The sequence below is a fragment of the Commensalibacter papalotli (ex Botero et al. 2024) genome (genome assembly GCF_947179115.1).
GTDB lineage: Bacteria > Pseudomonadota > Alphaproteobacteria > Acetobacterales > Acetobacteraceae > Commensalibacter > Commensalibacter papalotli.
On record NZ_CAMXCI010000001.1, the window covers coordinates 648,849 to 673,412 of the forward strand.

21 protein-coding genes and 1 tRNA gene are annotated in these 24,564 nt (G+C 36.3%); 7 read left to right on the forward strand and 15 right to left on the reverse strand.

Going from position 1 to position 24,564, the window contains the following annotated elements:
* Window positions 1-53 precede the first annotated feature (53 nt).
* Together QMN76_RS02955 and QMN76_RS02960 are read right to left on the reverse strand one after the other, a co-directional pair.
* A complete protein-coding gene (locus tag QMN76_RS02955) occupies window positions 54-1,562 on the reverse strand; it encodes an OpgD/OpgG family glucan biosynthesis protein (protein WP_051461965.1) in 1,509 nt (502 codons plus the stop codon).
* Between the two features lie 276 nt (window positions 1,563-1,838).
* Window positions 1,839-2,447 (reverse strand): NUDIX hydrolase, encoded by a 609-nt coding sequence (locus QMN76_RS02960; protein ID WP_282023817.1) that lies wholly within the window; start codon window positions 2,445-2,447, stop codon window positions 1,839-1,841.
* A 218-nt stretch (window positions 2,448-2,665) separates the two neighbouring features.
* Here QMN76_RS02960 and QMN76_RS02965 point away from each other — a divergent pair, with 218 nt between their 5' ends.
* Window positions 2,666-3,085: a DUF423 domain-containing protein gene (locus QMN76_RS02965; RefSeq protein WP_282023816.1), complete on the forward strand. Its 420-nt coding sequence runs from the start codon at window positions 2,666-2,668 to the stop codon at window positions 3,083-3,085.
* A gap of 22 nt (window positions 3,086-3,107) precedes the next feature.
* Here the strand turns inward: QMN76_RS02965 and QMN76_RS02970 are convergent, their stop codons facing one another.
* The 5 genes from QMN76_RS02970 to QMN76_RS02990 are packed head-to-tail and all read right to left on the reverse strand — an operon-like array spanning window position 3,108 to window position 9,176.
* On the reverse strand, window positions 3,108-4,040 hold the full coding sequence (locus QMN76_RS02970) for a tetratricopeptide repeat protein (RefSeq protein ID WP_282023815.1): 933 nt from the start codon (window positions 4,038-4,040) through the stop codon (window positions 3,108-3,110).
* Entirely contained in the window at window positions 4,037-5,014 is a 978-nt protein-coding gene (locus QMN76_RS02975) for an MlaD family protein (RefSeq protein ID WP_282023814.1), read from the reverse strand. Before QMN76_RS02975 ends, QMN76_RS02970 begins: the two co-directional genes overlap by 4 nt.
* A 1-nt stretch (window position 5,015) precedes the next feature.
* Window positions 5,016-5,708, reverse strand: coding sequence for a P-loop NTPase family protein (locus QMN76_RS02980; RefSeq protein ID WP_282023813.1), 693 nt, complete (start codon window positions 5,706-5,708; stop codon window positions 5,016-5,018).
* A gap of 4 nt (window positions 5,709-5,712) precedes the next feature.
* A complete protein-coding gene (locus QMN76_RS02985; protein ID WP_034336539.1) occupies window positions 5,713-6,732 on the reverse strand; it encodes an MlaE family ABC transporter permease in 1,020 nt (339 codons plus the stop codon).
* Window positions 6,729-9,176, reverse strand: a complete 2,448-nt coding sequence (locus QMN76_RS02990; protein WP_282023812.1) for a cache domain-containing protein — start codon at window positions 9,174-9,176, stop codon at window positions 6,729-6,731. Before QMN76_RS02990 ends, QMN76_RS02985 begins: the two co-directional genes overlap by 4 nt.
* Window positions 9,177-9,467: 291 nt before the next feature.
* Here QMN76_RS02990 and QMN76_RS02995 point away from each other — a divergent pair, with 291 nt between their 5' ends.
* From QMN76_RS02995 to QMN76_RS03005, 3 genes are read left to right on the forward strand one after another with little or no spacing between them, the layout of a single operon-like run.
* On the forward strand, window positions 9,468-9,941 hold the full coding sequence (locus QMN76_RS02995) for a low molecular weight protein-tyrosine-phosphatase (RefSeq protein WP_282023811.1): 474 nt from the start codon (window positions 9,468-9,470) through the stop codon (window positions 9,939-9,941).
* Entirely contained in the window at window positions 9,938-10,750 is an 813-nt protein-coding gene (locus QMN76_RS03000) for a fructosamine kinase family protein (protein ID WP_282023810.1), read from the forward strand. The genes QMN76_RS02995 and QMN76_RS03000 overlap by 4 nt, the downstream gene beginning before the upstream one ends.
* Before the next feature lie 21 nt (window positions 10,751-10,771).
* Window positions 10,772-11,533, forward strand: coding sequence for a class I SAM-dependent methyltransferase (locus QMN76_RS03005; protein ID WP_282023809.1), 762 nt, complete (start codon window positions 10,772-10,774; stop codon window positions 11,531-11,533).
* A gap of 26 nt (window positions 11,534-11,559) precedes the next feature.
* On the opposite strand, the gene QMN76_RS03010 is transcribed toward QMN76_RS03005, so the two are convergent.
* Together QMN76_RS03010 and QMN76_RS03015 are read right to left on the reverse strand one after the other, a co-directional pair.
* Window positions 11,560-12,000 carry a 5-fold beta-flower protein gene (locus QMN76_RS03010; protein WP_034336528.1) on the reverse strand — a complete coding sequence of 147 codons (441 nt, stop codon included), beginning with the start codon at window positions 11,998-12,000 and terminating at the stop codon, window positions 11,560-11,562.
* Window positions 12,001-12,086: 86 nt separating this feature from the next.
* Window positions 12,087-12,959 (reverse strand): nicotinate-nucleotide diphosphorylase, encoded by an 873-nt coding sequence (locus tag QMN76_RS03015; RefSeq protein ID WP_034336525.1) that lies wholly within the window; start codon window positions 12,957-12,959, stop codon window positions 12,087-12,089.
* A 337-nt stretch (window positions 12,960-13,296) separates the two neighbouring features.
* Between QMN76_RS03015 and QMN76_RS03020 the strand changes: the two genes are divergently transcribed.
* Complete coding sequence (locus tag QMN76_RS03020) at window positions 13,297-14,613, forward strand: multidrug effflux MFS transporter (RefSeq protein WP_152534145.1); 1,317 nt, start codon at window positions 13,297-13,299, stop codon at window positions 14,611-14,613.
* A 59-nt stretch (window positions 14,614-14,672) separates the two neighbouring features.
* On the opposite strand, the gene mqo is transcribed toward QMN76_RS03020, so the two are convergent.
* Entirely contained in the window at window positions 14,673-16,160 is a 1,488-nt protein-coding gene (gene mqo / locus QMN76_RS03025; protein ID WP_282023808.1) for a malate dehydrogenase (quinone), read from the reverse strand.
* A gap of 378 nt (window positions 16,161-16,538) precedes the next feature.
* On the opposite strand from mqo, the gene QMN76_RS03030 reads away from it, so the two are divergent.
* A complete protein-coding gene (locus QMN76_RS03030; protein ID WP_282023807.1) occupies window positions 16,539-17,390 on the forward strand; it encodes an ABC transporter permease in 852 nt (283 codons plus the stop codon).
* A 5-nt stretch (window positions 17,391-17,395) separates the two neighbouring features.
* Window positions 17,396-18,169, forward strand: coding sequence for an ABC transporter ATP-binding protein (locus tag QMN76_RS03035; protein ID WP_282023806.1), 774 nt, complete (start codon window positions 17,396-17,398; stop codon window positions 18,167-18,169).
* 114 nt (window positions 18,170-18,283) lie between these two features.
* On the opposite strand, the gene QMN76_RS03040 is transcribed toward QMN76_RS03035, so the two are convergent.
* The 5 genes from QMN76_RS03040 to gyrA all read right to left on the reverse strand — a co-directional run bounded on the left by QMN76_RS03040 (window position 18,284) and on the right by gyrA (window position 24,511).
* Entirely contained in the window at window positions 18,284-19,984 is a 1,701-nt protein-coding gene (locus QMN76_RS03040) for an alpha-keto acid decarboxylase family protein (protein ID WP_282023805.1), read from the reverse strand.
* 550 nt (window positions 19,985-20,534) lie between these two features.
* A tRNA-Lys gene (locus QMN76_RS03045) sits at window positions 20,535-20,610 on the reverse strand.
* Window positions 20,611-20,701: 91 nt separating this feature from the next.
* The gene (locus QMN76_RS03050; protein ID WP_034336514.1) at window positions 20,702-21,178 is read right to left on the reverse strand and encodes a peptidylprolyl isomerase; all 477 of its coding nucleotides are present in this window, start codon (window positions 21,176-21,178) and stop codon (window positions 20,702-20,704) included.
* Between the two features lie 22 nt (window positions 21,179-21,200).
* Window positions 21,201-21,731, reverse strand: a complete 531-nt coding sequence (gene coaD / locus QMN76_RS03055; RefSeq protein ID WP_034336511.1) for a pantetheine-phosphate adenylyltransferase — start codon at window positions 21,729-21,731, stop codon at window positions 21,201-21,203.
* On the reverse strand, window positions 21,728-24,511 hold the full coding sequence (gene gyrA, locus QMN76_RS03060) for a DNA gyrase subunit A (protein WP_034336508.1): 2,784 nt from the start codon (window positions 24,509-24,511) through the stop codon (window positions 21,728-21,730). Before gyrA ends, coaD begins: the two co-directional genes overlap by 4 nt.
* Window positions 24,512-24,564 lie beyond the last annotated feature (53 nt).

Here is a 24,564-nt window from a genome sequence, read left to right on the forward strand (position 1 = left end):
AAAAAGCCTGGATGTAATTTATCCAGGCTTTTTTTTCTAGTATATAGAAAAGATTAAGCGGTCCAACGATACAACCATTTTTCAGAAATCGGATTGTCACCATCCATTAACACACATTTTAATTCTGCTGTTTTCGCACTCTCTGGTGCAAATTCAAAAGTCGTTCTCCATCCATGTGACGCTGGATTAGCCTCGACAACTATATTACTTACTTTACCCGCAGAACTTGTAACGTTTAAAGTTAGTTGTTTATTTGTAGGATAACGATTTAAAGGTCCATCAAAGAAATCAACACAGAAAAAACGAACATCTGGCTTATCAACAACAGCCCCTACACGAGTTGCTGCCACTCTGGCTAAATCTGAGCTCCATGGATTATCCCATCCCCAATACAAGCGATAAGTAAATGAATATTCTCCACCTTCTTTAAAAGGTTGTTTAGGGCGCCAAAAAGCAACAATATTATCATTAACTTCACTTGGTGTTGGGATTTCAACTAGATTTACACTGCCCGATTGCCACTCACCGACTGGTTCCACCCATAAAGATGGACGCAACTCATAATGCAACGCCAAATCTTCATATTGAGAAAAATCACGCTTACGCTGCATTAAGCCGAAACCTTTTGGGGCTGTATCAGAAAAAACAGAATATTGTAAATCAACAGGATTATTTAATGGTCTCCATATCTGCTCTCCAGTTCCTGTCCAGATTAACAGCCCTTCACTATCATGCGCTGCTGGGCGCCAATCATCCACATGATTACGATTATTAGCATCAAAATAAAACATTCCTGTTAATGGCGCAATACCACCATTACCAATGGTTTTGCGTGGATAAAAATAACTTTCCACATCAAAAGTTGTTGTTTCACCAGGACGAATTGTGAACTTAAAAGCCCCAGCCAAAGAAGGACTATCCAACAATGCGTATATCACCAGAGATTCAATTCCAGATGTTGGCCTTACAATCCAAAAAGCTCTGAATAGTGGAAATTCCTCTCCTTGAGGGTCCGCTGTCCCCTTAGCAAAACCGCGTGCAGACAATCCATATTGTTGGCCTTTGGCAACTGCACGGAAATAAGAAGCCCCTAAAAAGACCGCAAATTCTTCCATAACATCGTTTTGATTAAGCTTGGTCATAAGCTTAAAGCCAGAAAATCCTAAATTGTCTTCAACACGAAATTTAGGATTTCTGTAATTGAACATATCTGGGCTGTAGGTAACAGGTGTAGAAACACCATCAACCACTTCATAGATATCTATTCGAGGCCTATACAAAAAACCTCGGGGAAAAAATTGTACTTCAAAATTTAAATTACTGCCACGCCATAAAGCACTTTCTGGCTTAAATTCAACACTGCGAAATCCATCAAAATCTAACTTATCAATCGCATCTGGTAACTTATCACTTGGGGCGCTATAAGATTTTTTTGCTATTTCACGGGCTAATTGCCGTACGGTTGTTTGATCAAAAGGTTTCCCTTTTTCCCCATCACTGGACTTGGCATCAGCAGCCATAGCCTGAGGAATGATTGAACCTTGCACAGCTTCACCTACCATACTGGCTAGAGAAATACCTGCAGCTGAACGTAAAAGATCTCGACGAAATACCACGTTTAAACCCTTAAATAATTAGTGTTGAATAGGTTGAGATAATAATCTGTATAAAATAATACGTTATTCATAGTCACCATTATATCAAAGAATAAAAAAATACCTATCATTCTTTGTTACCATTTTTCTTATAGCAAATAGGTAACTATACTCTCTTTTACCTACCATACACGAAAACGAGTGGAATGCAAACGTCCCTTTAAATATCATCAATTCTGATAATTATTCCAAATAAACTGCCTTATGAATTTGTAAATATTGAATAAGGGCAACAGTCTTTAAATCAATAATCTCTTCATTTTTTACTTTTTCAATGGCTTCCGACAAACTCATTTCAAGAACAAAAATATCTTCACCTTCAGAACGAAGACCACCACCTTGTTGTATTCTTTTGTCAACGCAAGCAATGTAATAGTATAATTTCTCGGTTGATATGCCTGGGCAACTATACAAAGCATATAAATAATCAAGCTTGGCAATATGCCACCCTGTTTCTTCTTGCACTTCTCTTATAACGGCAATATTGGCTGCGGCAAGAACATCTTGTGGATGAGAATCAAAATCCTCTTGATCAATATTACCCGCACAAGCTTCAATAACTGGGCGTTGATCTCCACAAAAGACAATCGGAGCACGCCATTGAGACGTAAAAACTAATTGCTTTGTATCTTGACGATAGAGTAAAACAACCACACTATCACGTGCTTTCAAAACTTCTCTTGATAATAATACTTCTTGACCATCATCATATTGTTGGAGCATTTGCGCCAATTCTAACTTAGAATGTCCTTTATATATTGTGCTCGTTTCTTTTAAAATCATTTTTGACATTATCAGCAACTTTCTCTTTATTCTTAACTACTAATATAACTTGATTAAACTTGTATTTTTAATAATCTCATATTTTTTATATCATTTTGAATAATATTTCGTATTATTAAAGTCGATCAATATTTATTTAGAATAATAATTATTCTCATCAACTTGACTATTTTTAGAATTTTTTTAAAAATGGGTTATTTCTTCGTTATAATACTGGTTATTATCATATGACTTCTAAGACATCTTTTTTCTCTACTCGCCTTTGGCTAGCAACTGGCGCTTTTTATGGGATGACTGCTGTTATTTTGTCTTCTCTTACCTCTCACCTTCCTGACAGTTATTTTGTCGGTGCTGGCAGGGATATGACACGTATCGCGGATACGATCTTATTTATTCATAGCCTAGCATTAATTGGAATTTCAATCTTACAAAAAATTTGGCAACCATCCATACATTTGAACATTGTTGGATTTACTTTTAATTTGGGGCTTTGGTTATTTTGTGGCGCTGTGTTCTATACAGCTATGACAGGTAATCATCCACCACTCCTACCCATTGCACCTATGGGTGGCAGCACCCTTATTTTTGCATGGTTCTATTTAACAGTAGCAGCTTTTGTAATCAAAGATCGCAGTAGTCATTCATAACGATTACCACGATATAATAAACCTATTCTGATGTTTTCTTTGTTTTTTTAGTTAAAACAAGCAAAGCATCAGAAGCCAATTGATAAGTTATCGGGTCAGCATGCAAACTGGTTGCACGATCCAAATATTTTTTAGCATCAGGATAATCTTTTAACAATAAAGCACTTTTTCCTGCTCTCACATAAAACTGAGCAGCCGCAACAAAATCCTTCATCGCCTCACTAATCTGCCCCTGTAATGCCAATGTTCTGACCATAGCTCGATATTCAACTTGTTCACGTCGTATATCTTGCGCTGTTTTGGCTGCAGTCATGGCCTGAGGGTATTGCCCTTGTTTATAAGATAACAAAGCGTGCAGTTCTTGTTGATCAGCCTTCCAGCTTTTTTCTTCTTCTTTTTTGGGTTTTCCATTAATCAAAAGCTGATCAAGTTTTTGTACATATTGGCCAAGGGCATTTATATCTCCTTGATCATTTACAATTAACGCTGATAAAAAATAAGAACGTTCTTGAATATCTTCATGCTTACTTTTCTCAGCCATTAGTGCTGCTTGAGCTGCCTCAGTTAAACGGTTCATACGATATAAAATTGCTGCTCTGACAAGATCAAGTTGAGAGCTATTTTCTTGCCCTCTTATACGCAACTCATTATTTGTTAGCACAACCGTTTGCAGTGCGTCCTGAGTATTATTTAAACCTAACTGTATAGTCGCTAGATTATACCCAGCGTCATCAATATTAGCAACGTCATCACTAGTCAAAGCATAATCAAACGATTTTTTATAATTTATCTCTGCTTGTTGCAATTGATCATAATAAACTGCTTCGTCCGCTACATCCATCGTACGATCAAAAGGGTCATCTCGTGTCGGTTCAGGAGGCTCTGTACCGCCACAACCTGCCATTCCAAGTAAAAGAGGGATTAATATGGTAAAGTTTTTATATAATATCCTCATGGTCTGACCTCTCGTGCAGGTAAACGTTTCGATTTACGTGGTTCTTTACCATTTCCACCTAACAACCATAGACCTTTGACTTGGACAATTAATTTTTGCAAATCTGCCACGGTTGACTGTAGCTGAATCATCATCGCTGGCAATTGTTCAGTTGTATTTTTAACATTCTTACTAATTGGAACTAGATTTTTCGTAATAGGTACCAAATTAGGAGAAGCTTTGGAAAGATCTTTAGAAACTTTACCGAAATTAACAACCATTTGGTCAGCATGTTTTACAACATGATTAAGATTTTCTTCGATCGGTTGTAATTGATCAATAATATTATTCAAAGTTTGAACCATATTTTCAGCACGACGTATAAGCTCATCATTATTCACTAGCTGACCAACAGTTCCCTTACCTTGTTGAATACCCTCTACAATCATCTCCAAAGATGCCATCATATTTTTAGCACTGTCCATTGTTGGCACAATACGTTCATGAATTTGCATAACCATTTGAGAAATTTGATCAGCAGGGTTTGGTTCTGTCTTGGCTACCAATACAGCATATTTCCAATTTAATTTTGTGCTATACCCACGAGTAATGGAAACATATGCAGCCCCAGCGACTGCAAATTGCCTTTTAATGGTTGCTTGACTATCTCTACGAATAAACGTGGTTAATTGGGGATCAATCGCCGCAACAGCGGACAACCCACCGTCAGAATTAACATTGATTTTTTTAATTGTTCCTGCATTAATCCCAAAAACCTCAACATTATCACCCACAGATAAATTATCCACCCCAGTCTGAGGCAATATAATATTCAGTTCTGATGCGGGCGTCATCCAATCTCTTAGAACGCCAGCCTCAATGACGGCCCCAACAAATGCCAATAAACAGAGTAATACCAGCCCACCCGTCCATTCATTGGCGTATCTTAACTGAAATAGCTGCCGTGTTTTTGTATATCGTTTACTATTAAACATTTCATCCCAGCCGTATTGAGGTTAAACCTTTTTCTTGTAAACGCATCCATTGCGTTACACGTTCTTTGTAATCATCCCACAAACTTAGTTGGCGAGTAAAACAAAGAATACCCACCCCTCTATTTTGTGCAGTATTTAACATCTCAAGTAAAGGAGACATTAATTCAGCAGAGGATCCTTCTGCTGGATATTCTAATATTAACAAGTCAGGTTTTCCTAACAAAGCACGTACACATGCTGCGCGTGCCAAATCAATCACTGTTGCCTCCCTTGGAGTATCCATAGGAAGCCCTGGCAATCCAAATCTATGACACAAAACCATTGCTTGATCTGCCAGTTTTTCTTCATCAATATTTGTATGGTGCAACGAAGGTAGTAATATATTAATCGCAATAGAATACATATCCATCCATCCACTCCTTTGGAAGACGCGACCAATATTCCCCCGCAGAGCCGATAAACGTGGTTCTTTTAAAGCAAACCAATCTAAACCTTTAAAATGTACGCTGCCTTCTCTTAATAGAACCATACCAGTGCATAAATCTGCCAACGCAGATGCAACTTCAAGATCACGAGCTTCTATAATAACACAATCGCCTGCTCTGACTTTTAGGTTAAACGCAACAGGCGGCAAGTAGTTTTCTTCAAAAGATGGTTTTGCTTCATGAACTTCTAATAATATCTTATTTGCCATTCTTTTAAAAATCCAACGTAAACAAAATATTAACAACCATAATCAACATTATTCCACGAGTAAAACCTTTAGGCAATAAAGTGGAAGGTTCGTCGTCAACTTTGACATTCATTCCAGTAATACAGGAACCAACTCCAACCATAAATCCCATGACGACAAACTTTAATGGAACCAAGACATAGTCAGCTACGGACATTGCAGATAAAATATTACTATAAAAAGTCCATATAGAATCTTGCATTGTTCCCAAAGCATACGTTACGACATATCCCATAAATAATGATGTTGTTCCAAAAATCATTCCCAGAGTAAAACTGCCGATTGTGAAAGCCCATGCTCTAGGTAAAACAATGGTTATAAAAGGATCAATTCCCATCGTAGTCAAAGATTTCAACTGACCTCCCATTGCCAACAAACTGCATTCTGTAACCGTCAATATACCATTACGACCAAGCAATATCATACCCACAAGAATAGGAGCAACCTCTCTAACTAGCACGGTAATTAAAATAGGCCCTGTCATCTTGGTTAATCCTGCGGCTCCCAACCAAAAAATTGCTTGAGACACCACAGCTAACCCAGCCAAAGTTGCCGTAAAAAAAGTGCTAAAAAAACCTCCACAAACAACTTGCCCCAAAGATCTTTTGAATTCATATTTTACTGTACGGCGCCATGTTATTGGCGAGGCGCTTTCCACCAATATCCCCCATGAAGCTGCCAGTACACCAAGTAAAAAGCGAAAATAACTGCGTGTTTTTTCACCAACAACATATAATATAGGAAGAAGATACCATAAGATAATAATCGCGATTTTTTGCAGCCATGCAAATCGCCCCTCTTCTACCATTTTTAACCGAAATGATAGACGTTGGGTTTCTTGAGATTCACGGTTACGAATATTTTTAACATATTGCTCTACGTCATCTATGCCATCTTTATTCAAATCCGCAAGCATAGTCTCTATTCGATTTTTATCATCTTGTTTTTCAAAGGATTTTTGTTCAAAACCGTTTAAATGCTTCATCGTCTACCAGCAAGAATAAATGTATGCGAAATACCAACCTTTGGAATATAAAAGGTCCCTCTGGGCCTAAATAAGAAATCATTTCTTAACGATGCATAAGCACTTTGTGTAACTTGTACAGCCCCACCATCTGTTGCCATGTTTGCCATTAACGCAGACATCCCAATAGTTGGTCCCCACAAATTGAAAGTTCTAGGTTCTTTACCAAACCATGTTCCAATTGCAGGCCCAACATCCATTCCTATTCCGAAATTAGATTCTGCCCCCATACCAGGAATCATTTCTAAACAAGCAGCACGCATATCTAATGCCGCATGTGCCAAACGAATAGGAGCAGTTACATCAGGTTCTTTTGTACACCCTGCAACAGCAACCAAATGACCCCCCATAATTTTCACGTAGAATAAACCATACTTCTTAGCAATATCTTGTAAAACAACGACTAGTTCTTTGACAGGAGCTATTAGCTTTGATGCCTCTTCTATATCAGAAGTTAAATAACCACTAAAGGCAATATTCATTACCGAAACTGCTGGATAGATCCCTTGTTGCTCGTCTTTATCTAGGGTTTCAAATTGAATATTGTTATATCGTGCAGAACCAGGGGCAAGCAAAAATTCTGTTTTATCCTCTGGCTTTAAAGTGGATAAATTATCTTGTATATCATCCGTTAGTTTGTCTATCGAAGTTGATACATGCTGTACATCTTTACCATGCACAGGGTCTTGTTCCTCAAATTGCACTTGTGCAGCAACAAAACGCATCGCGACTAATCCAGCAAAGATCTTAGCTATATGGCTAATACTATGTAAATGAGGCGTATCCTCAATAATAACAGCACCAATTGTTCCCTTTTTACCTAGAACAGGTGTGATTAACACAGATTTCGTTTCCGAAGAGCGCATAAACAATTTATAAAACTGAGCAATACGAGAATCATTCGCCGCATCATCGACTTGCAATGTTTCTGTTTCACTAATCGCTTCGAAGAAATCTGGAATTTCTTGAATAGAATACTGAACTCCCTCGGCATGATTTCCATCTTCTATAGTATAAAGATCATTACAAATTAACGTTTTTTGATCTTCAGCAATATGCCAAACACTCACCCTTTTCGCTGAAACAAGGTTACATACACCTTCTGTTAAAATCAAAGCCTCATTTCTAGGATCAAAAACCTCTGGAGTTGAAGCAATCATTTCAATAGCATTATTTTCTCGTTCAGAAATGTTTTTAACATATTTAAACCGTTGCCCTAATTTATCCATTCTGTGACCTTGATAAATCAAGACACCAGCCATCGCTGCCGCCAAAGCCACTACCAGTAACGAGAATAACAGATTTTGTTTACCCCCTGTGACAGCAAAATGAGAAAAGTCACTTTCTGGAATAACAATTAATACAACCCATCTTTGAACAGATTCTGGCAATTGTGAAGTAATACTAATATAATTACCCTCAATACTTTGAGGTGGTACTGCCGATGATAATGAGCTTTTCTCAGGAATAGCATCTTTTTCCATTTTAAAAGAACGAATACCAACACCATTTACTAAGAATTGATCATAAGCACGAGCAATCACAGGATTATACTTTGCATCAATCTTATTTTTATCAGGGCTCCATTCATTATCACCGAATTGTAATAATAACCCCGGTGAGGCAATAACATTTTTTTGACGATCAACAATAATCGCTTGCGCATGTTCACTTATACTCAAAGAACCTAGGAATGTTGTTAATTGCTGCAACGAAATACTCACAGCAAAAACACCTTTTTTACCATCACGATCTTTATAGGGAATGGAAGCCGTAATCACTAATCCTTTTTTGGAAGGCATTAATGTTGGTGGTGACCATACAAGCTTACCACTTTGCATAGCTTGTTTGTACCAAGAGCGATCTCTGGGGTCATATGCGTTTGCTGGAAGGGATTTTCTACTGATTTTTTTACCATCAACTGTTGCATATTCTTCTAAGAATTGTCCGCCTTGCTGATCAGCTTTTAATGTTATTACTCTTACTTCGTTAGGCTTGTCCACGACACGTTCAATCATCGTAAAATTACCATCTTCACTAGCCAAGTAAAAAGATTGTAATTGCTTTGTTTGACGCAGACTGCTCATCACATAAGTATAAAACATGCCAGATTCATATTCAGTTGGAATATGGCTCAGCATATCAACAACCAGTTTACTACTGACTGTTGCAGGGCTTAGATAGTTCATCACCTCCTGAGAAACACGAGATTGCTCTGTTTTTAAAATAACATGAGTTAGTTTTAAAATTCCTGATTTTGTGCTGTGATAAGAATGCAGTGTCACGCCAACCACAACCACCACAACCAAAATTACGCCTAAAATAGGAATACCAATCCGCAGAAACAAACGCCATAGACGATTAACTGAATCCTTGGTTGGATCGACAATTTCACCAGCAGGCACTTAAAATCCCCCAGAGTTCATAATAAGGTTTTATAATAATCGTTTGATAAAACATATTATTACGTAAAAGTAAGAGCTAACTTTTAATTAAATCTAAATTGAATATATTAGTTTGCTTATATCTATAATCATAATAAATTTCAATGTGCTAATGATTTAAGTTTGTAATAATAGTACATTATCAATTCATTTCTATTTAAAAATTAATAAAAAATTTGATTTTTAATTTACTTATCTGATCTAAAAAGCCTATATTTTAAGAAATATTTAAGATCAAATTGGGAACAAAAAATGCATTCTTCTTTTTCTGTGCTGTTTGTATGTCTGGGTAATATTTGTCGTTCCCCAATGGCAGAGGCCGCTTTTATTGCTGAAACTCATAAAAGAAAACTTAATATTTTGATTGATTCAGCAGGGCTAGGGGGATGGCATGTTAACGAACCCCCTGATACACGTACGATTAAAGAAGTTGCTCGACATAATATTGACATTCGCCATTATCTGGGTCGGCAAGTTCAGCCTGACGATTTTTTAAATTTCACTCATATTATTGGTATGGATCATAAAAATATCAGCCAATTAAAGAAACTATCACCTCCACTAAGTGAACATAAGATCTCTTTGTTAATGGATTATACACCTAATCATAAAGGACAAGCTGTTGCTGACCCCTATTATGGGGATCAATCCGATTTCGAGGTAACATGGAATCAGATTTATTTAGGAATAACTTGTCTAGCTGATTATTTCGAGAAAAAATTATGAGTAAAATTTTATTAGTTGAAATTGCTGAAAAAGAACTTAAAAAAAAAATCGAAAAAGCTCAACCTTTAACACAAGGTGATCTTTCAGAAACGATATTAATTAATACCAATGATGGAAAAAATTATGTCATTAAAAATGGTTTTTCCCCAGTCATTGAAGGAAATATGCTAAGATTTTTAGCAGAGCACCATATTGACGTACCAGAAGTCATTTTTGCAAATGCTAACATTTTGATTATGGAAGCTATTCAAGAAACAAATTGCCTCTCCAAAGATGCATGGCAAAACCTAGCCTTTACTTTAAATAAACTTCATCAGATAGATCATAGCGCATATGGATGGAAAGAAGATTACGCTTTTGGTAAGGTCAAAATAACCAATCAGTTTTGTAATAATTGGGTTTTGTTCTGGGGAAATAATCGCCTTGCTTGTTTTCTTGATCATTTACCCTCCAAAATTGCTTGCCAACTGGAAAAATTAATTCGTAATTTAGGTCATTATATTCCTAATAATCCTCCTATTTCTTTATTACATGGTGATTTATGGTCTGGTAACATTATTACTCATATTAACCGTCCATATTTAATTGATCCTGCCTGTTACTTTGGGCATAACGAAGTCGATATTGCTATGTTAAATATATTCGGAAGTCCACCAAATGCCTTTTATAATAGCTATTCTTTACTAGAACCCAACTGGCAAGAACGTTTACCTGTTTATCAACTTTTTCCTGCAATGGTGCATTATATTTTATTTGGAGATTACTATCTGCAAATGATTCAAACTTTACTAGATCGTTTAAAATTATAATTTTTAAAGTATGTTAATATTATGGCCAATACCCCCCAAGAATACGTTGCAAACACATATAACCCAAGAGCACACAGTTATGTCAGTAGCCAAGTTCATGCTTCTGGACCTGATTTAGAGCAAATCAAACATTTATTATCAAATCAACAGAATGCTTCTGTGCTAGATTTAGGGTGTGGAGGCGGTCATGTCAGCTATAATGTAGCATCATTAGTAAAAAGTGTTATTGCTTGTGACGTCAGCCAAAAGATGTTGGATGCTGTACAGCAAACAGCTAAAGAAAAATCTTTATTTAATATTACGACCCAAAACGCCCCTGCAGAATCCCTCCCTTTTGCTGATCAGCAATTTGATTGGGTTATTAGCCGTTTTAGCAGTCATCATTGGCATAATCTGGCCCAGGGGATCTATGAGATTCAACGTGTCTTGAAACCAACAGGAACGGTAGTTATTATTGATACTATTTCCTCTTTGGATAAAACGACTGATAGTTTTTTACAAACGATTGAATTATTAAGAGATCATTCACACGTCAGAAATTATAATTTATCAGAATATACAAATCTATTTTCTGTTTATGGGTTAAAATTAACGAATATCACCCAACGTGATCTGGATTTAGAATTTGATAGCTGGATTGCCAGAACAAAACCATCTGAAATTTGTATTCAAGCTATTATCGAACTTCAAACAAAAGCGCCTGCTCATGTTAAAGTAGATCTTAAATTTAAAGAAGATCATAGTTTTAGCCTACCTACGGCAACATTTATATTGCGTAAATAAGCTAAAACAAAGAAATATTTGATAAATTAATGCTTTAACAACATAATTGCACCTATGATGTTTCCTGGATCTACCTTACCGATCAAAGAAGCATCTGGCGCATAAACATTACCATCTTTTTGTAAATGGCCAATCACTTGACGTTTTGCGTCATAGATATTTCCATTAGTAGCGTCATATTGACCGACTTGAACATTGGTTTTGTCAAAAATCGTACCACGATTATCAACGCGCCCTACTAATTTATTATCAGATCCAAAAACAGAACCATCTTGCTCTACCCTGCCGTTAAAACCTGTAACGTTATCATAGATATTCCCACGATCATCGATATGAGCAACTTCTTTACCTGTATTATTATAAATCTGGCCTTTTGCCATGATTTTAGGCGCTGAAAGCATTAATACAGCCCCTGCAACAGCCATCACGAATGTTGTTTTATTTTTAGTTAAAAAATTTAACCGCATGATTTATATCCTTTTTCTATGAATAATAGGTAGGATAACAGAACAAAAAAAACAAACAAGAGTTAGATTACTCTACATGATCAAAATTAATCGTCTAAATAAGACAATGCATAACTGATAATAGAAATTTTTTTTCCAAAATCATCCATAATAATTCGCTCAATTCCTATTTGTGCTATTTGCTTAATATTACTTAAATGGACATTGCCATAGGCTTCTAATGTTATTTTCTCTTTAACAAGCTCTTGAGCTTGTGCAAGTTGTTCTAGGGTGAAAAAACATAACTTGATGTTTTTGATACCTAATTTTACTACCTCTGAAAGCTCTTGATAAGAAGAAACTTCAACCTTAATAAAATCAATAGAATAATGACAAAGTGCTTGTTTTAATGCAGCAGATATTCCATTTAATAAATGGATATGCCCTCTTTTGATCAAACATGTACCATCGTCAAGAACACTATATCCTTGCGCCCCCCCAATATGAACAGCATATTGTTGAGATAGTGTACATCCAGGAATATTCAAATAATCATAATATAAAAGTGATTTAGTTCCAGATACAAGCTCTGCATAATTACGGGCTTGTGTCGTTAAAGAAGAAAATAAACTTAGAAAATCTAGAATTATTTTTTCTTTTCCAATAATTTCTTTGGCTTTACCATAAATAGTGCAAATTTTATCACCACCTAAAACTGTTGCCCCCTCAATCGCATGCCATTGAATATTACCCGTAAAGTGAATTTTTTCAAGCAAACCATCAACCCAAGGGGCACCACATAAAACACAATCTTCTTCAGCGATAATCCTCAAGACGATTGACTGATCTATATCAGCAAAAATATTGTCTGGTTTTAATTCTGCCAGAGCTTGTGTTATTGTTTTATCTAACTCTCGATTTAACTGTTCATCCATAGGTTGAAAAGGGTTAACAAGATCAGATTTTAGAATAGAAAACATAATTTACTCTTTGTATTTTTTTAATAAGCCATTGTTAAAATAAAGATACTATTATATCTCTTACTCATTACAATATTGTGGTTTTAAACTATAAAATGTATAACTAGCGTATGAGTGAGTATTAAATTCAAATCTTTTATTCGAATAAGGCTTTGCGTTCTTTATAAAATTAAGGTAAACAAACAGTGAACAACTTGCGATTAATATCACAGTTATAACCGTCTGTTTATGTATTGTTTTATAAAACCTTATAAACCATTAGATTAATTTTATCTAAAATCCATAATATAACAGTCCATTATTGTAAAATTTTATCTTACTTTGCGGAAATTAAATCTTGAGCGATATCTCTACGACACCCCCTTCAACAATGAATAGTTTTAATGAAAAACTATCTATATGGGTCATTATTATACTTGGTTTGCTGACGGCTATTGGGCCTTTGGCAACAGATATGTATTTGCCTGCTTTTCCACAAATCAATGAAGATTTAGCTGGATATGGTGATGGTGCAGCTAAAATGACTCTGACGGTATGGTTTATTGGGTTGGCACTCGGCCAACTTTCAATTGGACCGATATCAGATCGTTTGGGACGTAGGGCTCCCCTCTTGATTGGAATTATTGTATTTACCATTGGCTCTATTGGATGCGCAATTTTCTCTGATTTTTATGTTTTTTGCTTTTTTCGCTTTTTGTCTTCACTGGGCGGTTCAGCAGGAATGGTTATACCAAGAGCAATGGTCAGAGACATTTCATCAGGCTCTAAAGGAATTAAGATTATGGCGCAACTGGCCCTCGTCAGTTGTATCGTCCCAATTGTTGCCCCAACGCTGGGGGGACTGATTGTTATCAAATTTCCTTGGCAAATCTTGTTTTGGATCATGGGTATATACGGAATTATTGGCAGTTTTATAGTATACTTTTATCTACCTGACACATTAATGCACAGATATCGCATCTATTCTTCTATAAGATCTATTTTTTGGCGTTATATTCGTATTGTTCGTGAACCTATTTTTTTTACCAACACAATGATTACTGGCTTTGCCCTTTTTATGATTTTTGCTTATCTAAGCGGTACACCAGATGTTCTGAGTAAATCAATGGGATTTACAAAGTTACAACTTGCAATATGGTTTGGAATTAACTCTTTTATTATCGCAGCATGTAACCAAGTAAATGGTTTATTACTAAATAAAATTCGCCCTTATATTATGTTAAATATCGCAACAAATATAGCTTTTGCGACCAGCATTTTGTTTATCATTATTTGCTTATTACCCATCCCTTTAAATACTTTAGGTATCGTTCTTCACTGCGCCCCAATTGTTATCATCATGGGATGTTTAGGATTTGTATTCCCTAATTGTACCATATTTGCTTTTATCCTTCATGGTCGACGTGTTGGCAGTGCATCTGCGTTATTAGGCACCATTCAATTTCTTCTTGGAGCTGTAAGCAGCTGGATGATGAGCAAACTCCCTTCTACCAATATGTTATCTGTGGCAATAGGGGTATTTATTGGTGTTTTAGGAATGTTTTTATTTAACTTATGGCGAAGAAATACAACAAGAACGATCATAAAAAAAATGAAAGTCGGTGTTCAGCAAGGGCAGCATAATTATTATGCTTTCTTAAAAGATTTAGACTGATCAATCAAAATAAAAACCCACTAATAAGTGGGTTTTTATTTACATAATCATACAAAATCCTAGTGTAATTGTAAGGTTTCATTAGCAAACGCATGCACTTTATTGTAAAGATCAGAATTTTTTTGTAACTCTGCTTCACGTGCGGGGAAAATTTTCTTAATTTTATCTGCCCAAGGCCCTTTGACTTGTTCTGGGAAACAATTCTCAATTAGGTTTAACATCACGGAGACTGATACTGATGCTCCTGGAGAAGCCCCCAATAAAGCCGCCAAAGACTTGTCCTGAGCCGTAATAACTTCTGTACCCATTTGTAAAATAGGGCGACCATTTTGATCTCTCTTGATAATTTGTACACGTTGACCTGCTATTTGTCGTTTCCAATCGCTTTCTCTAGCAAGAGGATAAAACCGATGTAAGGCGTTCATCCGTTTTTCCATTGTCTGCATACTTTGATCCACCAAATAGCGAATAAAATCAAGATTATGAATACCAACAGAAACCATAGATTCAATATTATCTAATCGCACAGAAGATATTGCGTCAAAATAAGAGCCTTTCTTCAAGAACTTAGTGGTAAATCCAGCATAAGGTCCAAATAGAATAGATGTTTTTCCATCAATAATTCGCGTGTCTAAATGCGGGGCAACAACTGTTGGCAATCCTTCTGTAGACAACCCATAAACTTTAGCATGATGCTGTTCAACAATTTCAGGGTTATCGCAACGTAACCACTGCCCGCTGACTGGGAAACCACCCACTCCACGTCCTTCAGGAATGCCAGATTTTTGCAACAATAATAAAGCTGCACCACCAGCACCGATAAATACAAACCGAGAACGAATGAGGGTTTCTTTTCCAGTGATAACATTTTTACTTTTTATTTCCCATAGCTCACCAACACGTTTGATATCTTCAACTTTTTCACAATATCCAACTTCAATATTTTGTTGTTCATCTAAATGATTAAGTAACTTGTGAGTCAACGCGCTAAAACTGACGTCTGTGCCCCCTTCAACACGAGTTAACGCCATTTTTTCTGTTGCAGGTCTGCCATTAGCAACCAACGGAGCCCAATCTTTAATTTGTTGATGATCATCAGAAAAAACCATCTTATCAAAACCAGGGTGCTGGCGGAGCTTTTCATAACGTTGCTTTAAAAAAGCAACATTTGCTTGTCCTTGAACGAAACTACAATGAGGAACTGGATTAATAAAATCTGAAGGCGTTTTAAAAGCACCATCTTTAACGAGATGGCTCCAAAAAGATCTGGAAACCTCAAACTGAGCATTTGTAAAAATGGCTTTTTTTAAGTTAATTTCTTGTCCAGGAATAAAGGGGGTGTAATTTAATTCACATAAACCCGCATGGCCAGTTCCTGCATTATTCCATGCGCTAGAGCTTTCTTCTGCTCCCGTACTACGCACTTCTAAAATGGCCATTTTAATGTCTGGATTAAACTCTTTTAATAATGCACCTAAAGTAGCACTGACAATACCAGCACCAACTAAAACTGCATCTTTAACTTCATTTGTAGATATATTTTTCATTTTACCGCACGTTTATGTTGCCAAGCAGAATCTCTTATCGTTTAAACAATATACTCCAGAATTAAAATTTGGCCTATATGAAGCCTGATAATATTTTCGAGAACAGAAAAGTTTAAATAAATAAAAAATATTAAAAGGTTAATACTGATATATAGGTAAAAATAAATTATATTTACTTTGATAATTATTGTAATTAATAAAATATACTTAGTTTATGCATAAATAAAAAAGTATAAAATAATTATAATTACATAAACACTTATCATCCCTTGCAATAAACTATAGAAAGATATTTAGTCCTTTCTCATTTGAAGATTTTACAGTAAAATTAAACTTATTATTGATATAGTTCTTTACCTTATATCCTCCAAGGACACGATGATGTCGGATCAAGATCCAACAATAGCCAAAGAGCCTGTTATTGACTTGCGCTCTGTCAGCCTAAATCAAAATATTAAACTTGCTTTACTTGACTTACTACAAGGAATAAAGCAATGGCGAATTGGTTGGAAATTAGGTTTACTTGATATTAAATTACGCTATCGTGGTTCCATACTTGGACCTTTATGGATTACAATCATTATGGGGACTAAGATCACAACCATTGGTATTCTATATGCTTTTTTACTTCATCTTGATTTAAAAAGCTATTTTACTTACGTATCAATATCAATTGTATTATGGACATATATCAGTAGCATGATTAACGACAGTTGTAATATCTTTACAAATGCCAGAACACTGATTTTATCACAACGTATCCCTTTTAGTATTTGTGTGTGGCGTACAATCTTTGCCAATATTCTTATTCTAGGACATAATTTACTAGTTATCATAGTTGTTTTTACTATTTTTAAAATTGTTCCACATTCATTATATTTGCTTTTACCTGCTGCCTTTTTATGGGTCATGGATAGCCTTGCCATAGGGATTTTATTTGGAATTCTTGGAACTCGTTTCAAAGATATTCCTCCTATTATCTCTGCTTTTACCCAAGCTTTTTTCTTTATCACTCCTATAATTTGGAAAGCAAGCTCTCTACATTTTAATAGTAATTATATTTTGCTTAATCCTTTTTACCCTTTATTTGAAATTGTAAGGTCGCCTATATTAGGAGAAAGTCTTTCTTATTCTATATGGCTGGCTGCCATTGGATATAGCCTTATTTTATGGATTTTGGCTTTATTCATTTTTAGCAAAACTCGTTTTCGTATTCCCTACTGGATGTAATCGTCATGCCCAGTATTTCTGTAAAAAATCTTTCTATTTCTTTTCCGCTGTACCATGAGAATACACGCAACTTACGTAAAATGACTCATTTATTTGTTTCAGGGCGTTTAAAGAAAGATGAACATAAAAAAATTCTTGTTCAAAGCCTTCGAGATATTAACTTTACCCTTAATCAAGGAGATAGAGTTGGATTGGTTGGTCAAAATGGTGCTGGAAAGACCACATTGTTACGAACAATGGCTGGAATTTATGAGCCTATCGTAGGACATATTCGTATTGAAGGAAATATTAGCACTTTGCTTGATCCTACTGTTGGTATGAATTTTGAGTTAACCGGAAGGGAAAACATTCGCCTCAAATGTTCTATTAATGGGTATTCAAAAAAACAAACTAAGGAGATTGAAGAAAGTGTTGCTGAATTTTCCGAGCTAGGTAATTACCTAGACCTTCCTGTCAGAACATACAGCTCTGGTATGCAATTAAGACTTGGTTTTGGTTTAACAACCGCAATTGATCCACAAATACTAATGATGGACGAATGGTTCTTAACAGGCGATGCTGGTTTTATCTTAAAAGCAACCAAACGTATTGAGCAAATTGCACAAAATTCGCAAATTCTAGTTATTTCTACTCACTCAGCAGAAATTATTGCTAAATGGTGTAATCGCGTTTTATGGCTTGACCAAGGCTATTTAAAAATGGACGGCACACCTCAAGAAGTCTTACCTATTTATTTAAATAAACCTTATAATGAAATCATAGAAAATTTAAAAGAGTAGCTGAACCTAATATAGCTTGTCCCCTACATCAACTAAAATATAAAACTCCCTTTATTATAATAATAAAGGGAATTTTTAATATCCTAAGTCTCTAAATACTTAATTTAGAACATATTAGAATGTTTGGAATTTACGAGGTGCTCTACCATTTGCTTTAGCAACCTTTTTGCCCCAAACAACAAGATCAGGAGAACAATCTTGAGCATCAATATCAACTTCAATCAATGTTGGGCCATCTTTATGAGCCAATGCTGTTTGCATTGCTTTTTCAAGCTCGGCACCATTTTTCGCCTTTAATCCAAGACCTTTACCGTCTTCTGCATTAAACACATTAATCAAACCTGCATAATCCCAGTTTTTAATGCGATTATACGGACCATCATGAATTTTAACTTCGATTGTATATCCACTATTATTAATAAGAATAATAATAATAGGAATATTACGACGAATCATCTGACATACTTCTTGTGCAGTCAATTGGAATGATCCATCACCAACCATGATAATATTACGACGATTTGGTTCTGAAACTGCATATCCGAACATAGAAGGTATAGACCAACCAATATGTCCCCACTGCATTTCAGACTCTACACGCGCACCATTAGGAAGTTTAAAATGCATACCATGGAACCATGAATCCCCAGTTTCCAAGTATATAGTTGTATCTTTGTTTATAGCACCTTGGATTTGACGGCAAAGTTCAACTGTTGTTAATGGTGCTTTACCATCTGCAACAGGAACTTGTTTTACTGGAATTTTTTTAGCTTTGAATTGATCTAAAGATGTCGTGTTCTTTTTAACGCAAGAAGTCAATACAGGAATAAAATCTTTCAAGTAAACGCCACTAAATTCTTTTTGACCAACCCGTGTATGATGTGAAGAAATAAGAATATCATTCTCACCAACTAATTTACATGTCCAACCGACTGTTGAGTAATCGTTGAATACAGCACCGATATAAATACGACAATCTGATTCACGAACTAACTCTTCAACACCAGGTGAGCTAATTTCACCCCAAAATGTACCTACATATTCAGCTTCTTCTTCAGGAGACAGACCTTTGGCTTGAGCCATAGTAGCCACCGCACAACCTAATTTTTTAGTTAATTCAGCAACCTTTTTGGAAACTGCACAACCTGCAGAGCGAATCTTACCACCGATAATAACAACTGGGCTTTTTGCTTTCTCTAGAGCATCTAAACAAGCCTTAGCTGCAGCTTTTAAGCTTTCATCATCACTAATAAGACTGTTGGTGATGCTACTGATTGGTCCAGGCTCTGTACAAGGTTGATTAGCCACATTACATGAAATTTCAATATAAGCGGGCTTACGATTACGAAGCGCAGAACGAATAGCATGATCAATCAAACATGGTGCTTCATCAGCATGTGCAACTGAAACAGCTTCACACGTAATTTGCTTTGCCATATCCATTTGATAGCGATAATCAGAATATCCCATGGTATGATGTAAAATATGACCACTTCCATAGTCATTATTATTAGGAGCACCAGAAATTAAAAGTAATGGAAGGTTTTCAGCGAAAGCACCACCCACAGCATTAAAAGCACTGAATGCGCCAACACTAAATGTTACAACTGATGCACCCATTACTCGAGAACGTGCATAACCCTCACCTGCAAAACCGCAGTTTAATTCATTACAACAATAAACTTGCTCTAAATCTTCTACTTTTGCCATTTCATCAAGCAACGTCAGATTATAATCGCCTGCAACAGCAAAGACGTGGTTCAAGCCCAACTGTGCTAAACGAGTAGCAAGATATTGACCTACAGTATATTTCACAAAAAATCTCCTATGAGTATATGTTTACACTCTAATTTTCTTATTTAAATACTAATGTTTTAAAATGATTTTCATCTAATCAAAATAATAGTTATTATATTAACGCATCATGAAAAACATTAATGAAAAAGCAGCGTAAATAACTTTCTTTAGCCTAACATATGCGTCTTCAAATCGCAACATTGTGATCCTAAAGAAGTCCTTTAAACGACATTTATGAGATCCGATTAAATTTAAGAAAACACAATAAATATTATCTCATTGTGTATAAGTATGAATAATAATATTTAATTGACCCTTTTTTGAATAATTAAATTACTTTACCAAGCTAATCTAGGTATATTCGCCAAATATATTTTAATTAGAAATAAAAAAATAAATTAAATTTCATTATAAAATTTTAACTAGAATCGAACAAGATGATAAGAAGAATTTATTAGGGATTACTTAAAAGTTTGATATTTAGTTACTGGTTTAGTAATAAATCTTTACTATATATTAATAATGGTATATTAATATTTTATCAAAACTTTTCAAGACTAGGTTGTCTTGGTGAGCCGGGAGGGATTCGAACCCTCGACCATTCGATTAAAAGTCGAATGCTCTACCAACTGAGCTACCGGCTCTTCTTTTTTGAGACCGCTTGTATCAAGCGATGAACATTGAAATAGTGGTTATTTCAAAGGAAGTCAACCACTATTTTCATTTTTTTAAAAATTATTCTGTCACAACAGACATTTTAATAATTTGGTCAGGATGGTTTACTATACCATTAGCTCCAGCACCGCGTTTAATTTGATCGACAAACTCCATACCTTCAATAACTTGACCGACAATTGTATATTGTCCATCCAAATGATGTGCATCGTCGAACATGATAAAGAACTGACTATTGGCACTATCTGGATCCATAGTGCGTGCCATTCCGATCATGCCTCTATGGAATGATTCGTCTTTTGTGAACTCTGCTTTTAAATCTGGCAGATCACTTCCTTGCATACCAGTACCACTGGGATCTCCACCCTGAGCCATAAAACCTTCGATTACACGATGAAAAGGGGTATTGTCATAAAAACCTTGCTCTGCCAACGTCAACAAGCGTTCAGCAGCTAATGGAGCTAAATCTGGACGTAATTTAATTTTTACAATTCCATGCTTTAATTCCATTTGAAGTAATTTACTTTCTGTACTCATTTTTTCTCTCTTTATAAAAATATTAAATCGACTGTCGTAATTTATTAAGCGTTGTTTTAGGTACAAAAGAGGAAATATCCCCTCCAAGACGTGCTACCTCTTTAACAACACTTGACGCAATACTACGGTTTTGTTCTGTTGCAACTAAAAAAATAGTCTCAATATCAGGAGCCAAACGTTGATTCATCAAACACATTTGAAATTCCATATCGAAATCTGTAGCTTGTCGTAATCCTCTAATAATTACACTTGCATTATGTTCTTTAACACAATCAACTAATAAATTACCAAAACCAACTACTTTTATTGCACACTCACCATTACCCAATATGCGATAGTCTTCTCCGAACTCCTCAACTAACGCAGCATGAATACATTCAACTCTTTCTTCTAATGACCATAAAGGGCTTTTATTTTCATTAAGTGCTACACCAATGATCAATTTATCAACCAAACCTACAGCTCGTTTAATAATATCTAAATGACCATTTGTAATAGGATCAAATGTACCTGGATAAAAACCTATACGCGTTGTTTCCTTGCTATTAATCATTCTATGATTTGTGCTCCATCATTTTCTTGACCTGCAACACTATCACTCTCTTCCTCATCCACAGAATCGTCAATCACAGGAAATACACTGCTAACAGTCTCACCATCATCAATACGGAACAAAGTAACCCCCATACTGGTACGAGATGTAATACGAACCTGATTAACAGGAACACGAATCAAACGCCCTTTATCTGTGACCAACATCACATCTGTATTATCAAGAACAGCAAAAGTAGCGACAATTTCCGTGCCATTTCTACCTGCCAAATTCATATTAGATAATCCCAAACCACCACGACCACTGACACGATAATCATAAGCCGTTGAACGCTTACCAAACCCAGCATTAGTTACTGTTAACAAAATCTCTTCAGCATGTTGTAACTCGCTCAAACGTTCTGTCGTAAGTTCAGTATCCGAACTGCCATCCTCTTCTTCTACTTCGAAAACCTCTTCTATATCTTCCGCCACATCTGCATTTTCTGCACGACGTTTAGCATTACTATAACGAATATAAGCAGTTCTCTCTGCAACAGAAGCATCAACATGATTTAAGACACACATAGACATCACTTCATCATCGTCTGCCAAGCGAATACCACGCACCCCAGTGCTGGCGCGCCCTGCAAATACTCTAACTGTATCGTCAGTGATTTGGAAACGAACTGCTCGCCCCTTTTTAGAAGCAAGGAATATATCTTGACCCTCGCGACAGGTTGCAACACCAATTAAACGCTCATTTTCATCTAGTTTCATTGCAATCAAGCCAGAAGAGCGAATATTACCAAAATCACTCAGACGGTTACGTCGTACCCCTCCTTTAGAGGTCGCAAAGACAAGATGAAGGTTTGGCCACATTTCCTCGTCTTGAGGCAATGGCAATACTGCTGTAATTTCATCCCCACCTAAATCAGGTAAAAGATTAACCAAAGCACGACCTTTAGATGTTGGGCTTGCTTCTGGTAAATGCCAAACTTTTACACGATAGGCCTTCCCTCCTGAAGAAAAGAAAATAACCCACTGATGTGTATGTGCATTAAAGGAACGTGTGATAATATCATCCCCTCTTCTGCCAGCACCTTTACGACCACGGCCGCCTCTATTTTGAGACCTAAATGTTTCCAATGATGTACGTTTAATGAAACCATCCCTGGTAATTGTAACCACCATTTGACCTGGTTCAATCAGGCTTTCATCGGTTTGATCGCCTTCATAATCCACAATCTCAGTCGCACGTGGACATCCAATTTCCCCACGAACACGTAACAGTTCGTCTCTCATAATTTCCATGCGGCGAATATGGCTAGCAATAATTGCCAATAACTCTTCAATCCGTTTAGAAACTTCAATCAATTCGCTTTGAATTTTTTCGCGTTCCAACCCAGTTAATCGTTGTAAACGCAACTCTAAAATACCACGAACCTGTGTTTCGCTAAGATAAACACGTCCATCGGCTAGGATATTACCGTCATCTTGAATTAAATCTAAATAAGATTGAATATCTGCTGCTGGCCATGAACGCTGCATCAGTTGTTCACGTGCTGTAGCTGAATCAGGCGCAGAACGAATTAATGCAATAACTTCGTCAATATTTGCAACAGCTAACATTAGCCCAAGCAATAAATGAGCGCGGTCTCTTGCTTTATTCAGTTCAAATCTTGCTCGACGTAAAATAACCTCTTCACGGAACGAAATAAACGCTGTTAACGCATCCTTTAACCCCAATAACTGAGGTTTACCATTATTCAACGCCAACATATTCACACCGAATGATGTTTGTAGCTGAGTAAAGCGATAAAGTTGATTTAATACAACATCAGGGGTTGCATCGCGTTTAATTTCGATAACAATCCGCATTCCTGAACGATCACTTTCGTCACGAATATCAGACACACCCTCAATTTGCTTGGCACGCACTAATTCTGCAATTTTTTCTTGCAATGTTGCTTTATTAACCTGATAAGGGATTTCAGTAATAATGATTGCTTGGCGATCTTTACGAATTTCTTCGATATTAGCACGTCCACGTATCAAAACAGATCCACGACCTGTAGCATACGCACTGCGAATACCTGAACGACCAAGAATAATACCACCAGTAGGAAAATCTGGCCCTGTTACAATTTGCATTAATTCTGGCAAATCCATTTCTGGATTTTCAATCAAGGCCAAAGTCGCATCAATAATTTCAGTTGGATTATGTGTAGGGATATTGGTTGCCATCCCGACCGCAATCCCAGATGCGCCATTAATCAGCAAGTTAGGATAAGTTGCTGGAAGAATAACAGGTTCTTCCTCTGTTTCATCATAGTTTGCCTGGAAATCGACCGTATCTTGATTGATGTCTTCTAGTAAAAAAGTAGCAGGTTTGCCTAAACGCGCTTCGGTATAACGCATCGCCGCAGGAGAATCCCCATCAACAGACCCGAAATTCCCTTGCCCATCCACTAAACGAACGCGCATTGACCAGTGTTGAGCCATTCTTACCATGGCATCATAAATCGATGAATCCCCATGAGGGTGATATTTACTCATCACATCCCCAACCGCACGAGCTGATTTACGATAGGGTTTATCAGCGGTTAAACCACTTTCAAACATGGAGTACAAAATACGACGATGAACAGGCTTTAACCCATCACGAACATCTGGCAAAGCACGACTAACAATAACTGACATGGCATAAGCCAAATAAGAGGTTTGCATTTCCTCTTCTACGGTTACAGGAACAATATCAGTCAACGAAGTAGGAAGGGTATTTTCTGGCAAGTCGGTCAAGGTAAGTCCAGTATAAATTATAATTATTATAAATTTTTAAAATCTAATCAAAA